We start from the raw sequence: 13,166 nt of genomic DNA, 5'->3' as shown, positions 1-13,166 counted from the left end.
CCCCCCCCCCCCCCCCACCCCCCCCCCCCCCCCCCCCCCCGCCCCCCCCCCCCCCCCCCGGCCCCCCCCCCCCCCCCCCCCCCCCCCCCCCCCCCCCCACCACTCGCGGGCACGATTGCACCACTCGCGGACGAAGTCAGCGGCGACGTCTACGGTGGGCGGATGGCCAAGAAGACGAGCCCGGAGAGCACACCTGGTTTCCTCGCGCTGCGACGCGCCGGAGTGCGCGCCACCGCGCACTCCTATGAGCACGATCCGCGGTCGGAATCCTTCGGTCTCGAGGGGGCCCAAGCGCTCGGACTCGACCCGGCCCGCGTGTTCAAGACCCTGGTGATCGACCTCGGCGGGAGTCTCGCGGTGGCGGTGGTCCCCGTGTCTGCTCGACTGGACCTCAAAGCGACTGCGGCGGCACTGGAAGCGAAGCGCGCGACGATGGCCGACCCGGAGGCCGCACAGCGAGCGACCGGCTACGTCGTCGGCGGAATCTCGCCCTTCGGCCAGCGCACGCGGCTGCGGACCGTGGTCGACGAGAGCGTCACCGGCTGGCCGACCGTCTTCGTGTCCGGCGGACGCCGCGGGCTCGAGGCCGAGGTGTCACCGAACGATCTGATCGGCGTCACCGACGCCGTCGTCGCTGCTATCGCCCGCTGAGTCGCGCGGGGCGGCGGGACGCACGTAGACCGAGGCGGCCAGCCCCAATAGCCCGCCGATGACCCACGACAACATCGGCGAGAAGGCATCGAGGGTGAAGCGCAGCGGGACACGGTCACCGACCTCGATGCCCGTGACACCGGCCGGGTCCGGCGGCCCGAAGGCCAGCCCGACGCGCGAGCAGAGCAGCCCGGCCACGAGACCCGCGACCACCACGAGCGGCACGAGGATCCAGCCGTCCTGCGTGCGCCACCGCTCGACCGCCCAGCCGCCGATCAGACCTGCGACTCCCCCGATCACCACGAACCAGGCGACGATCCCGAACTGGTGACCCGCCGCGGCCTCATCGAGCACCAGTCCTTGTTCGGTGTACAGCCACTGCGCCGGCTGGGCGACCAGCAGCCACAAGAATCCGCAGGCGATCCCCGCCAACGCCGCGAGGACGACGACCAGCAAGGCAGCACTGAGCCGGGTCCTGGTCATCCGAGGCATCCGGGGCCGAGCAGCTCCTTGAGATCCGCGAACAGCGCCGAGCTGGTCGACACGCGTAACGAGGTGTCCAATCGCATGGTCTTGACGGTGTCACGGCCGGCCAAGCGCAGATGCACCTCCGTCACGCCCGGATGCGAGGCGAGCACACTCTTGAACGAGGACACCGTCTCCGGTGTGCACAGCCCGACCGGCATCGTCACCGTCAGCGGAGCATCCGTCCGGCCCTGGGTCATGGAGGGACGGGTGATCTCCTGGGCCGAGAGGTCGATGCCGTCGTCGCCGCGTCGCAGCCGTGCCTTGACCACCACGACCGAGTCCGGAACGAGGACCGGGGCCGCGAGATTGTAGGCGGCCGGGAACACCATGACATCGACCGAGCCCTCGAGGTCCTCGATCGTGACCGATGCCCACGTATCGCCCTTCTTGGACAAGCGGCGCTGCACATTGGTGATGAGACCGCAGATCTTGACCGAGGTGCCGTCGGGGCGCTCGGTGTCCTCGATCAGATCGCCGACCGAGACATCGCTGCTGGCCCGCAGGATGTGCTCGAGCCCCGCCAGCGGGTGATCGGACACATACAGCCCGAGCATGTCGCGCTCGAAGCTCAACAGCTGGGTCTTGTCCCACTCGCCGACATCGGGCAGGACGATGCTGACGACCTTCTGATCGTCCTCCCCTCCACCGAACAGCGAGTCCTGGAACTCCGAGCCCTTCTTGAGCGCGGCGTAGCTGTCGACCGCCTCCTCGGCGACCGCGTTGAGCGCCCTTCGCCGGTGGTTCAGCGAGTCGAACGCCCCGGCCTTGATCAGCGAGTCGACGAGTCTCTTGTTGCAGACCTGTCCGGGCACCTTGTCCAGGAAGTCCGTGAAGCTCGTGTAGTGCCCCTTCTCCTCGCGCGTGCGCACCATCTCGTTGACGACATTGGTGCCGACATTGCGGACCGCCGTCAGACCGAAGCGGATATCGGTGCCGACGGTGGTGAAGTTCTGGAAGGACTCGTTGACATCGGGGGGCAGCACCTTGATGCCGAGCCGACGGCACTCGCCGAGATAGATGGCCGACTTGTCCTTATCGCCCTTGACGCTGGTGAGTAGCGCGGCCATGTACTCGGCCGGATAGTGCGCCTTGAGGTAGGCGGTCCAGTAGGACACCACACCGTAGGCGGCCGAGTGGGCCTTGTTGAAGGCGTAGTCGGCGAAGGGGACGAGGATGTCCCAGAGCGTCTTGATGGCCTCCTTGGAGAAGCCCTTCTCCATCATGCCGCCTTCGAAGCCCACGAACTCCTTCTGCAGGACCTCGCGCTTCTTCTTGCCCATCGCGCGGCGCAGGTTGTCGGCTTGTCCGAGCGTGTAACCGGCCAGCTCCTGAGCGATACTCATGACCTGCTCCTGATACACGATCAGGCCGTAGGTGGTGCCAAGGATGGGCTTGAGCGCCTCGGTGAGCTCGGGGTGGATGTAGTCGATCTTCTGCCGGCCGGTCTTGCGCTTGGCGTAGTTGGTGTGGCTGTCCGCGCCCATCGGGCCGGGACGGTACAACGCGATGACGGCCGAGATGTCCTCGAAGTTGTCCGGCTGCATCATGCGCAGCAGCTGGCGCATGGGACCGCCGTCGAGCTGGAAGACGCCGAGGGTGTCGCCGCGGCCGAGCAGCTTGTAGGTCTCGGGATCGTCGAAGGGGATGTCCTCGAGCACCAGATCGTGCTCGCGGTTGGCCTTGATGTTCTCGACCGCGTCGTCGAGGACGGTCAGGTTGCGCAGACCCAGGAAGTCCATCTTGACCAGCCCGAGCGACTCGCACATCGGGTAGTCGAACTGGGTGATGATCGCGCCGTCCTGCTCGCGCTTCATGATCGGCACGATGTCGAGCAGCGGCTCGCTGCTCATGATGACGCCGGCCGCGTGCACGCCCCACTGGCGGATCTGGCCCTCCAACCCGAGCGCGACCTCGAAGACCTTGCGGACATCGGGGTCGTTCTGGTGCAGCTCGCGGAAGTCCTTGCCGTCGCCGTATCGGCTGTGCTTCTCGTTGAACAGCTCCGACAGGGGCACACCCTTGCCCATGACATCGGCCGGCAGCGCCTTGGTGATCTTCTCGCCCATCGCGAAGGGATAGTCGAGCACCCGCGAGGCGTCCTTGATCGCGGCCTTGGCCTTGAGCCGGCCGAAGGTGGCGATCTGCGCGACGCGATCGGAGCCGTACGCGTCGGTGACGTACTGGATGACCTCGCCGCGCCGACGCTCGTCGAAGTCGATGTCGAAGTCGGGCATCGAGGGACGTTCAGGGTTCAGGAAGCGCTCGAAGATCAACCCATGCTGCAAAGGGCACAGATCGGTGATGCGCAGCGCGTAGGCGGCGATCGATCCGGCACCCGAGCCACGACCCGGCCCCACGCGGATGCCGTTGTCCTTGGCCCACTGGATGAAGTCGGCGACCACCAGGTAGTACCCGCAGTAGCCCTTGGTGCGGATGACCTCGAGCTCCTTCTCGGTGCGCTCGCGTACGTCATCGGAGAAGTCGTCTCCGTAGCGCGCCCGGATGCCGTTCCAGACCTCCTTGACGAACCAGGACTCCTCGGTCTCGCCCTCGGGGATCTTGGCGCGCGCCATGTAGCCGCCGGTGGACTCGGTGAAGTCGATATCGCAACGCTCGGCGATCAGGAGGGTGTTGTCGCACGCCTCCTTCATGTCGTAGGTGTCCTCCCAGATCTCGCGCATCTCGGCGGCCGACTTGATGTAGTAGCCGCCGCCGTCGAACTTGAGGCGCTTGGGATCGCTGAGCGTCTTGCCCGAGGCGATGCAGATCAGCGCATCGTGGGCCTGGGCATCGTCGGGCTGGGTGTAATGCGAGTCATTGGTGGCCACCGGTGGGATGCCGAGCTCACGGCCCAGGCGGAGGAGATCGTCGCGGACCACCTTCTCGATCCCGAGGCCGTGATCCATCAGCTCCAGGAAGAAGTTCTCCTTGCCGAAGATCTCCTGGTACTCCCCCGCGGCGCGGCGGGCCTCCTCGTACTGCCCGAGCCGCAATCGGGTCTGGACCTCGCCGGACGGGCAGCCCGTCGTGGCGACGATGCCCGAGGCGTACTCCTGCAGCAGCTCGCGGTCGGCGCGCGGCTTGTAGTAGAAGCCTTCCTGGCTCGACCGCGAGGAGATGCGGAACAGGTTGTGCATGCCCTCGGTGCTCGTCGCGAGCATGGTCATGTGCGTGTACGCACCGCCACCGGCGACGTCATTGCCGTTCTCCTCGGCGGTGTCTCCCTTGCCCCACCGGACCCGGCGGCGCTCGCCGCGATGCGTGCCCGGTGTGAGGTAGGCCTCCATGCCGATGATCGGCTTGACCCCGTGATCGCGGGCCTTGGACCAGAAGTCATAGGCGCCGTGGACATTGCCGTGGTCGGTCATCGCGATGGCCGGCATCCCCAGCTCGGCGGTCCGTTCGAACAGCCCGTCGAGCAACGCGTGCCCGTCGAGCATCGAGTACTCGGTATGGACGTGCAGGTGCACAAAGCTCGAGTTGCTCGGCATCGCGGTGGTGGCCTCCAGACATGACGTGGCTCGGTGCCCACGGGGGCGGCGTCGGGGAAGGACTTCAGCCTACGCCCACGGACTCGGTGGATCGGCGAGGCGCTCCGGGCGCGGGCGGCGCGGAACGCTCACTTGCTGGTGCTGCGCTGGTATTGACGCACCGAGAGCGGCACGAAGACCAGCAGGATGAGGGCGATCCAGAGCAGCGTGTAGAGCACCGGATGCTGCATGGACCAGACATCGGGGACCTCCATGCCCTCGGGAACATTGCCGAAGAGCTCGCGGACTCCCTGGGTGATGGCCGAGACCGGGTTCCACTCCACGACATGGCGCAGGCCCGACGGGAAGGACTCCAACGGCACGAAGGCGTTCGATACGAAGGTCAGCGGCATGATGACCAGGAAGGAGGCGTTGTTGATCACATCGACACTCGGCACGATCAGGCCGATGAAGGCCATCACCCAGCTGATCGCATAGGCGAACACCAGCAGCAGGGCGAAGGCGGCGATCGTCTCGGCGATCGATCCGTGCGCCCGCCAGCCCACGAACAGTCCGGTGATCGCCATCACGGCGAGCGACACGATGTTGTAGACGACATCGGAGGTCGTACGCCCCACGAGCACCGCCGAACGGGACATCGGCAGGGAGCGGAACCGGTCGATGAAGCCCTTCTGCATGTCCTCGGCGAGGGCCGCGCCGGAATAGGTCGCGCCGAAGACGACGGTCTGCGCGAAGATGCCGCCGATGAGGAACTCCTTGTAGTCCAGTCCGGGCCCGGCGTCGATCGCCCCGCCGAAGACATAGGCGAATAGCAGCACGAACATGATCGGCGACATGAGGACGAAGACCATGATCTCCGGCACACGCTTGATCTTGATCAGATTGCGCTTGGCGACGACCCAGCCGTCGGTGGCGACCCGCAGCGGGCTCATCGGGAGACCTCCTCGGTCGCGTCATCGGTCTGGGTGTCGTCCGCCTCGGCCACGTGGCCGGTGAGCTCCAGGAAGACATCATCGAGAGTGGGTCGGCGCAGGCCGATGTCCAGCAGGGCGATATCGGCCTCCGCGAGACGGTCGAGCAATGCACGCAGCTGACCCGCGCCGTCCCCGCTCGCCGCGGCCGAGAGACCGCGATCACGTCGGATGACGTCTCCCGCGGCGATCTCGGCCAGCAGCCGGGCGGCATCATCGGTCCGGGCCCCATCGGCGACGACCAGCTCGATCCGCTCTCCGCCGGTCTGCGACTTGAGCTCATCGGCCGTGCCCTCGGCGATGGCGCGGCCCTGGTCGATGACGATGATGTTGTCGGCGAGGAGGTCGGCCTCCTCGAGATACTGCGTCGTCAACAGGAGGGTCGCTCCCGAGCCGACGAGATCCCTGATGACGTCCCACATCTGCTGTCGGCTGCGAGGGTCCAGACCGGTGGTGGGCTCGTCCAGTACCAGCACCGGAGGCTCGGCGACCAGGGCACCGGCCAGGTCGAGCCGGCGGCGCATGCCTCCCGAGTAGGTCTTGGAGGGGCGATCGGCCGCGTCGGTCAGTCCGAAGCGCTCGAGCAGCTCCTTGGCCCGCGCTCCGGCGCGTTTGGCGCTCATGCCGTAGAGGCGCCCCACCATCTGCAGGTTCTCGAAGCCGGTGAGGTACTCGTCGACGGCGGCGTACTGCCCCGACAGGCCGATCCGGCGGCGCACACCGTTCGGGTCCGCGATGACATCGACTCCGGCGACCTCGGCCTCCCCGTCATCGGGTTTGAGCAAGGTGGTCAGGATCCGGACGGCGGTCGTCTTGCCCGCTCCGTTCGGGCCCAGCAACCCCAACACGGTGCCCTGCGGCACCGTGAGATCGAGACCGGACAGTGCCTCGACCTCGCCATATCTCTTGACCAGGCCCCGAGCCTGGATCATCTCACCCATCGGGTCTCCTCATCGTGACCACGGCACCGCCGACCGACGACGCCTCGCTCTGCACACGCTAGACCCGGCCGCCGACAGAATCGGTCGGCACGAGAATCAGCGCGGCTGGTAGCTCGACAGGAAGTTGCCCAGACGTTGGATGGCCTCGGCCAGGTCGCGCGCCCACGGCAGCGTCACGATGCGCAGATGGTCCGGCTGCGGCCAGTTGAACCCGGTCCCCTGCGTGATGAGGATCTTCTCGCTGACCAACAGGTCGAAGGCCAGCTGCTGGTCATCCTCGATCGGATAGATCTCGGGGTCCAGGCGCGGGAAGGCGTACAGGGCGCCGCGGGGGCGCACGACGCTCACACCGGGGATCTTCTCCAGCTCGTTGACGGCGGTGTCGCGCTGCTCCAGCAGCCGTCCGCCGGGCAGAATCAGCTCCTTGATGGACTGGTAGCCGCCGAGCGCGACCTGGATCGCGTTCTGGGCCGGGACATTGGGGCACAGCCGCATCGAGGCCAGCAGCGTGATGCCCTCCAGATAGTCGTGAGCGCGTTCGAGCGGACCGGTGACGACCAGCCAGGCCGAGCGGTATCCGCACACGCGGTAGGCCTTCGAGAGGCCGTTGAAGGTCAGCGTGAGGACATCCGAGGCGATGCTCGCCATAGGAATGTGCGCGGCATCGTCGTAGAGGATCTTGTCGTAGATCTCATCGGCCATCAGCACGAGATCGTGCCGCCGGGCCAGGTCGGCGATCCGCGTGAGGGTCTCGCGGCTGTAGACCGCTCCGGTCGGATTGTTGGGGTTGATGACCACGATCGCCCGAGTGCGGTCGGTGATCTTGGACTCCAGATCATCGAGGTCGGGGTTCCAGTCGTTGTCCTCATCGCAGAGGTAATGGACCGGTACGCCGCCGGCGAGATTGGTGACCGCGGTCCACAACGGATAGTCCGGGGCCGGGATCAGCACCTCGTCGCCGTTGTTGAGCAGCGCCTGCAGGGCGATCTGAATCAGCTCGGACACGCCGTTGCCGAGCCAGACATCGTCGATGTCGATCGCCGGGAAGCCCTCCTGCAGCTGATAGTGGTGCACGACGGCTCGGCGGGCGGGCTGAATGCCACGGGAGTCGGAGTAGCCGGCGGAGGTAGGCAGCGCGGCGATGACGTCCTGGAGGATCTCGCTCGGAGCGTCGAATCCGAAGGGCTGTGGGTTGCCGATGTTGAGTTTGAGGATGCGGTGGCCCTCGGCCTCCAAGGCCGCGGCGCGGGCGCTGACGGGCCCTCGGATGTCGTAGAGGACATCGCGCAACTTCTCGGACTGACGCACCACAGGACTCATGACCACATTCTGTCACCTCCCCCACCAGGCCCGGGAACCCGTCGAGTGTGGACGTTCCCCCTACTCGCTGCGCTCGTGGGAGGTGCCCCCACACGCAACGGGTTCGGGATCAGGAGAGGTCGCGGACGATGTCGAGGGCGTGCTGGAGGTCGGCGGGGTACGGAGACTCGAACTGCACGTACTCGCCCGAGCGGGGATGATCGAAGCCCAGCCGCACCGCGTGCAGCCACTGCCGCTCCAGACCGACCTTCGCGGCGAGGGTCGGATCGGCACCGTACTGCAGATCACCGACGCACGGATGCTTCAAGGCGCTCATGTGCACGCGAATCTGATGCGTACGCCCCGTCTCGAGCTTGATCGTCAGCAGCGAGGCATAACGATGCGCTTCGAGAGTGTCGTAGTGCGTGATACTCGGACGCCCGTCGCCGCGGACCGTGAACTTGAAATCGTGCTTGGGATGGCGGGCGATCGGCGCGTCGATCGTTCCCGTATGAGGATCCGGATGGCCCTGCACGAGCGAGTGATAGGTCTTGTCGACCGTCCGATCGCGGAAGGCCTGCTTCAGCACCGAGTAGGCCTGCTCGGACTTCGCGACGACCATGAGCCCACTGGTGCCGACATCGAGACGCTGCACGATGCCCTGGCGCTCCGGCGCGCCGGAGGTAGAGATCCGCACCCCTGCCCCGGCGAGATGCCCAGAGACGGTCGGACCCTCCCAGCCGACACTCGGATGGGCAGCGACCCCGATGGGCTTGTCGACCACCACGATGTCGTCGTCCTGGAAGACGATGTCCATGCCCTCGACGACCTCGGCCACCACCTCGGCGACACGTGCCGAGGGGATCTGCGCCTCCAGCAGCACGCCGGCGTCGACACGTTCGGACTTGACCGGGGCCACCCCGTCGAGGAGCACGAGACCCTCCGCGATCAGCTCACCCCCACGAGTGCGCGACAACCCGAACAGCCGCGAGAGCGCGACATCGACACGCTCCCCCGCCAGCCCCTCGGGCACATAGACCGACCTGCTCTCGTGCTCGCTCATCGCTTCACCTCCTCCCGGGTGCCATCCAGACCGATGCCCTGGAAGGCGCGGATGACGATCATCACCGCGGCGATATTGAGGGAGAGGTCGGCGATATTGAACACGAACCAGTCGAACAGCTTCAGGAAGTCCACCACGTGCCCGTGCAGGGCCCCGGGGGCCCGGAAGATCCGATCAGTCAGGTTGCCCAGCGCTCCGGCGAGGAAGAAGCCGAAGGCCACCGCCCACCACCGGTCCCGCAGGCGGCGGGCCATGAACAACAGCACCACGGTGGCGATGATCGCGATCACGCTGATGACGATGGTGAACTGCGCTCCGGTGCCGAAGGCGGCACCGGGGTTCCGCAAGAAGGACAGCCACAGCACTCCGGGCACGACGGTGATGCTGTCGGCACCCTCGAGATAGGCGACCGCGAGGATCTTGGAGATCTGGTCGATGCCCCAGACGACGGCGGCGACGATAGCGAACAAGCCGATGCGCGATCGGCGGGGACTCGGGGGCGTGGCGCTGGCTGCGTTACTCAGCGGCGCTCTTCTTTCCTCTTGCATTCCATGCACAGCGTAGCCCGTGGGAAGGCGAGGAGCCGCAACTTGCCGATCGGCTGGCCGCAGTTCTCGCAGATGCCGTAGGTGCCGTCATCGAGTCGCTCGAGCGCCTTCTCGGTCTGGCTCAGCAGTTCCTGCTGGTTGGCGGCGAGGGACATCTCCGCATCGCGTTCGAGGCTGGTGGAGCCCACATCGGCCTGATCGTTACCGGCACCGTCGACTCCGGAGGCGAGCAGATCGCGCAATTCCGCCGCGGAGGTCTTCAGCTCGGCGGCGAGTCGATCCAGGCCACCGAGAAGCTCGGCGCGGACCTGCTCGATCTCCTCATCGGTCCACGGATCCTCGTCGGCACGAACCGTCAATGACGTACTGGGCATGCGGGGACAGTAGACCGGAGCCGCCACCGAGGCAAGTCCAAGGGTCCGTAGAATCGACCGTGTGACTTCGAACGCCGCGACCCCGCCCGATTCCGCCCGGAGCTACCAGCCCGTTCCGGCCCAGATCGACCTGCCGGGGGCCGAGCGCGAGATCCTCGACTTCTGGCGCCAGAACGGCACCTTCGCCGCGTCCCTCGACACTCCCCCAGATGCCCCGCGCTGGACCTTCTACGAGGGCCCCCCCACGGCCAACGGCACGCCGGGCACCCACCATGTCGAGGCGCGCGTCTTCAAGGACGTCTTCCCGCGGTTCAAGACGATGCAGGGCTATCACGTCGACCGCAAGGCCGGATGGGACTGCCATGGTCTCCCGGTCGAGATCGCCGTGGAGAAGGAACTGGGCTTCAACGGCAAGCCCGATATCGAGGCCTTCGGCATCGCCGAGTTCAACGCCCGCTGCCGCGAGGCGGTCCTGCGGAACGTGGACCAGTTCGAGGAGATGACCGACCGGATGGGCTACTGGGTCGATATGAGCGACCCGTACCGCACGATGGATCCCGAGTACGTCCAGAGCGTCTGGTGGGGGCTCAAGCGGATCTTCGACCAGGGCCTGCTCGTCGAGGACTACCGGATCGCCCCCTACTGCCCTCGCTGCGGGACGGCCCTGAGCGACCACGAGATCGCGCAGGGCTACGAGACCGTCACCGATCCATCCGTCTACGTGCGGCTGCCGTTGACCTCGGGCCCGCACGCCGGAGACGCCTCACTGCTGATCTGGACCACCACACCGTGGACGCTGCCGAGCAACGCGCTGGTGGCGGCGCGGGCCGATGTCGAGTACGTCACCGCGACCGACGGCACCGAGACGGTCGTCGTCGCACGTGAACTGCTGGAGGCCGTGCTCGGCGAGGGCTGGGAGGTCACCGATACCTTCACCGGCGCCGATATGGCCGGCTGGACCTACGAGCGTCCCTTCGGCATCGTCGAGTGGCCGGGCGAGGCGCATTTCGTCGTGACCGAGGACTACGTCACCACCGATGACGGCACCGGGCTGGTCCACCAGGCCACCGTCTTCGGCGAGGACGACTTCGCCTCGGTGCGCCGTCACGCCGTCGCGCTCGTCAACCCGATCACCACGGAGGGCCGGTTCGAGGACGGACTCGATCTCGTCGGCGGCATGTTCTTCAAGGACGCCGATCAGGTCATCATCGCCGACCTGCGCGAGCGCGGTCGGCTGTTCCGCTACCTCGACTACGAGCACTCCTACCCGCACTGCTGGCGCTGCCACACGCCGCTCATGTACTACGGGCTGCCCTCCTGGTACATCCGCACCACGCAGCGCAAGGACGATCTCCTCGCCGCCAACGAGTCCACCACCTGGTATCCCGAGCGGGTCAAGCACGGCCGCTACGGCGACTGGCTCGAGAACAACATCGACTGGGCGCTCTCACGCAATCGCTTCTGGGGCACCCCCCTGCCGATCTGGCGCAATGACGAGGATCCCAGCAAGCTCGTGTGCGTCGAGTCCCTCGCCGAGCTGTCCGAGCTGACCGGCCGAGACCTGTCCGAGCTCGACCCGCACCGTCCCTTCATCGACGAGGTCACCTTCACCGTCGACGGCGAGCCGGGCACCTACCGGCGTGTGCCCGAGGTCATCGATGCCTGGTTCGACTCGGGGTCGATGCCCTTCGCTCAGTGGGGCTACCCGCACGCCGAGGGGTCGAAGGAGCGCTTCGAGCGGGCCTTCCCCGCGCAGTACATCTGCGAGGCGATCGACCAGACTCGCGGCTGGTTCTACTCGCTCATGGCGGTCAGCACGCTCGTGTTCGGCCAGAACAGCTACGAGAACGTCGTCTGCCTGGGGCACATCCTGGCCGAGGACGGCAAGAAGATGAGCAAGCACCTGGGCAACATCCTGCTGCCCATGCCGCTCATGGACGAGCACGGCGCCGATGCCGTGCGTTGGTTCATGGCCTGTTCCGGGTCGCCCTGGTCCGCTCGCCGGATCGGCAACGCGGCGCTGACCGAGATCGTGCGCAAGGTGCTGCTCACCTACTGGAACACCGTCGCCTTCCACGTGCTGTACGCCCGCGCCGAAGGCTGGGCCCCAGGGGCGTCGGAGGCGCCGCCGGTGTCCGAGCGACCGGTGCTGGATCGCTGGCTGCTGTCGCAGACGCACCGGCTCATCGGCGATGTCACCGAGGCGCTGGAGGACTTCGACACCCAGACCGCCGGACAGCGGCTCGCGGCCTTCGTCGACGATCTGTCGAACTGGTACGTGCGACGCTCACGCAAGCGCTTCTGGCGTGGGGACACGGCCGCGCTGTCCACCCTGCACGAGGTGATCGACATCGTCACGCGGCTGCTCGCGCCGTTGGTGCCGTTCATCGCGGAGCGGGTGTGGCGTGATGTCATCGTCCCGGTGACGCCGGACGCGCCCGCGTCGGTTCACCTGGCCGACTGGCCGGTCGCCGACACCACGCTGATCGAGGAGGGACTGGCCGAGCGCGTCGACCTCGCCCGTCGGGTCACCGAGCTGGGCCGCGCCGCGCGCGCAGAGGCCAAGGTCCGCACACGCCAGCCGCTGCGCCGCGCGCTGATCGGCTCGGCGCCGTACGAGGCCCTGAGCCCGGATCTGCGCGCCGAGGTGTGCGAGGAGCTCAACATCCGTGCCATCGAGTCCCTCGCGAGCGTGGGCGGCGATCTCGTCGACTACAGCGTGAAGGCGAACTTCCGCGCCCTCGGCAAGCGTTTCGGCAAGGGCACCCCAGCAGTCGCCGCGGCAGTGGCGAGCGCCGATCCCGCCTCATTCGCCGGACTCGGTGACGGCACGGTGATGGTCGAGGTGGAGGGCGAGAAGGTCGAGATCGGTGCCGACGACGTGATCATCACCGAACGTCCTCGCGAGGGCTGGGCCGTGGTCAACGAGCAGGGTGAGACCGTCGCGCTCGATCTCGAACTCGACGACGAGCTCCGGCGGGCCGGGCTGGCCCGCGAGATCGTGCGCGTGATCCAGGAGGCGCGCAAGAACTCGGGTCTGGAGATCACCGATCGTATCCAGGTGCGCTGGAATGCCGGCGAGACGGCGTCCGCCGCGATCGACGCGCACGCGGACTCCATCGCCGAGGAGGTGTTGGCCTCGTCCTTCGTCCAGGACCCGGCGGTGGACGATCAGGACTCGGCCGTGCGCGACGCCGACCTCTCCCTCACCTTCACCGTCATCCGCGCCTGAAGCCCGACTCGTGCCGGGTTGTGGCCCTCAACCGACGTGGAAAAGGGCCACGACCCGGCGAAAGTCGG

General features: G+C 67.2%; 10 protein-coding genes. 2 read left to right on the top strand and 8 right to left on the bottom strand.

The window, feature by feature from the left end; all coding sequences use genetic code 11:
* Positions 1–162 precede the first annotated feature (162 nt).
* Positions 163–651 carry a Cys-tRNA(Pro) deacylase gene (gene ybaK / locus FNM00_RS09200; RefSeq protein WP_143913149.1) on the top strand — a complete coding sequence of 163 codons (489 nt, stop codon included), beginning with the start codon at positions 163–165 and terminating at the stop codon, positions 649–651.
* Here ybaK and FNM00_RS09195 read toward each other — a convergent pair.
* From FNM00_RS09195 to FNM00_RS09160, 8 genes are all read right to left on the bottom strand, one after another.
* Complete coding sequence (locus FNM00_RS09195; RefSeq protein WP_143913148.1) at positions 595–1,134, bottom strand: hypothetical protein; 540 nt, start codon at positions 1,132–1,134, stop codon at positions 595–597. The two genes, ybaK and FNM00_RS09195, sit on opposite strands and share 57 nt — an antisense overlap.
* Positions 1,131–4,670, bottom strand: coding sequence for a DNA polymerase III subunit alpha (gene dnaE, locus FNM00_RS09190; RefSeq protein ID WP_143913147.1), 3,540 nt, complete (start codon positions 4,668–4,670; stop codon positions 1,131–1,133). Before dnaE ends, FNM00_RS09195 begins: the two co-directional genes overlap by 4 nt.
* Before the next feature lie 128 nt (positions 4,671–4,798).
* On the bottom strand, positions 4,799–5,602 hold the full coding sequence (locus FNM00_RS09185; RefSeq protein WP_143913146.1) for an ABC transporter permease: 804 nt from the start codon (positions 5,600–5,602) through the stop codon (positions 4,799–4,801).
* Positions 5,599–6,582, bottom strand: a complete 984-nt coding sequence (locus tag FNM00_RS09180; protein ID WP_143913145.1) for an ATP-binding cassette domain-containing protein — start codon at positions 6,580–6,582, stop codon at positions 5,599–5,601. Before FNM00_RS09180 ends, FNM00_RS09185 begins: the two co-directional genes overlap by 4 nt.
* A 96-nt stretch (positions 6,583–6,678) precedes the next feature.
* Positions 6,679–7,902, bottom strand: coding sequence for a pyridoxal phosphate-dependent aminotransferase (locus tag FNM00_RS09175; RefSeq protein WP_143913144.1), 1,224 nt, complete (start codon positions 7,900–7,902; stop codon positions 6,679–6,681).
* Positions 7,903–8,011: 109 nt separating this feature from the next.
* Positions 8,012–8,944 carry an RluA family pseudouridine synthase gene (locus FNM00_RS09170; RefSeq protein WP_143913143.1) on the bottom strand — a complete coding sequence of 311 codons (933 nt, stop codon included), beginning with the start codon at positions 8,942–8,944 and terminating at the stop codon, positions 8,012–8,014.
* Positions 8,941–9,414 carry a signal peptidase II gene (locus tag FNM00_RS09165; protein ID WP_246065134.1) on the bottom strand — a complete coding sequence of 158 codons (474 nt, stop codon included), beginning with the start codon at positions 9,412–9,414 and terminating at the stop codon, positions 8,941–8,943. The genes FNM00_RS09170 and FNM00_RS09165 overlap by 4 nt, the downstream gene beginning before the upstream one ends.
* 50 nt (positions 9,415–9,464) lie before the next feature.
* Entirely contained in the window at positions 9,465–9,866 is a 402-nt protein-coding gene (locus FNM00_RS09160) for a TraR/DksA family transcriptional regulator (RefSeq protein ID WP_143913141.1), read from the bottom strand.
* Positions 9,867–9,927: 61 nt separating this feature from the next.
* Here FNM00_RS09160 and ileS point away from each other — a divergent pair, with 61 nt between their 5' ends.
* A complete protein-coding gene (ileS, locus tag FNM00_RS09155) occupies positions 9,928–13,098 on the top strand; it encodes an isoleucine--tRNA ligase (RefSeq protein WP_143913140.1) in 3,171 nt (1,056 codons plus the stop codon).
* Positions 13,099–13,166: the final 68 nt, after the last annotated feature.

It is taken from the genome of Aeromicrobium piscarium (genome assembly GCF_007421815.1).
In the GTDB taxonomy this organism is placed as follows: Bacteria; Actinomycetota; Actinomycetes; order Propionibacteriales; family Nocardioidaceae; genus Aeromicrobium; species Aeromicrobium piscarium.
This window is presented reverse-complemented; position numbering and strand designations above follow the sequence as displayed.

Bases quoted from the DNA above. Each gene is read 5' to 3' on its own strand.
- ybaK (WP_143913149.1), top strand. From the start codon at position 163: ATGGCCAAGAAGACGAGCCCGGAGAGCACACCTGGTTTCCTCGCGCTG.
- FNM00_RS09195 (WP_143913148.1), bottom strand. From the start codon at position 1,134: ATGACCAGGACCCGGCTCAGTGCTGCCTTGCTGGTCGTCGTCCTCGCG.
- dnaE (WP_143913147.1), bottom strand. From the start codon at position 4,670: ATGCCGAGCAACTCGAGCTTTGTGCACCTGCACGTCCATACCGAGTAC.
- FNM00_RS09185 (WP_143913146.1), bottom strand. From the start codon at position 5,602: ATGAGCCCGCTGCGGGTCGCCACCGACGGCTGGGTCGTCGCCAAGCGC.
- FNM00_RS09180 (WP_143913145.1), bottom strand. From the start codon at position 6,582: ATGGGTGAGATGATCCAGGCTCGGGGCCTGGTCAAGAGATATGGCGAG.
- FNM00_RS09175 (WP_143913144.1), bottom strand. From the start codon at position 7,902: ATGAGTCCTGTGGTGCGTCAGTCCGAGAAGTTGCGCGATGTCCTCTAC.
- FNM00_RS09170 (WP_143913143.1), bottom strand. From the start codon at position 8,944: ATGAGCGAGCACGAGAGCAGGTCGGTCTATGTGCCCGAGGGGCTGGCG.
- FNM00_RS09160 (WP_143913141.1), bottom strand. From the start codon at position 9,866: ATGCCCAGTACGTCATTGACGGTTCGTGCCGACGAGGATCCGTGGACC.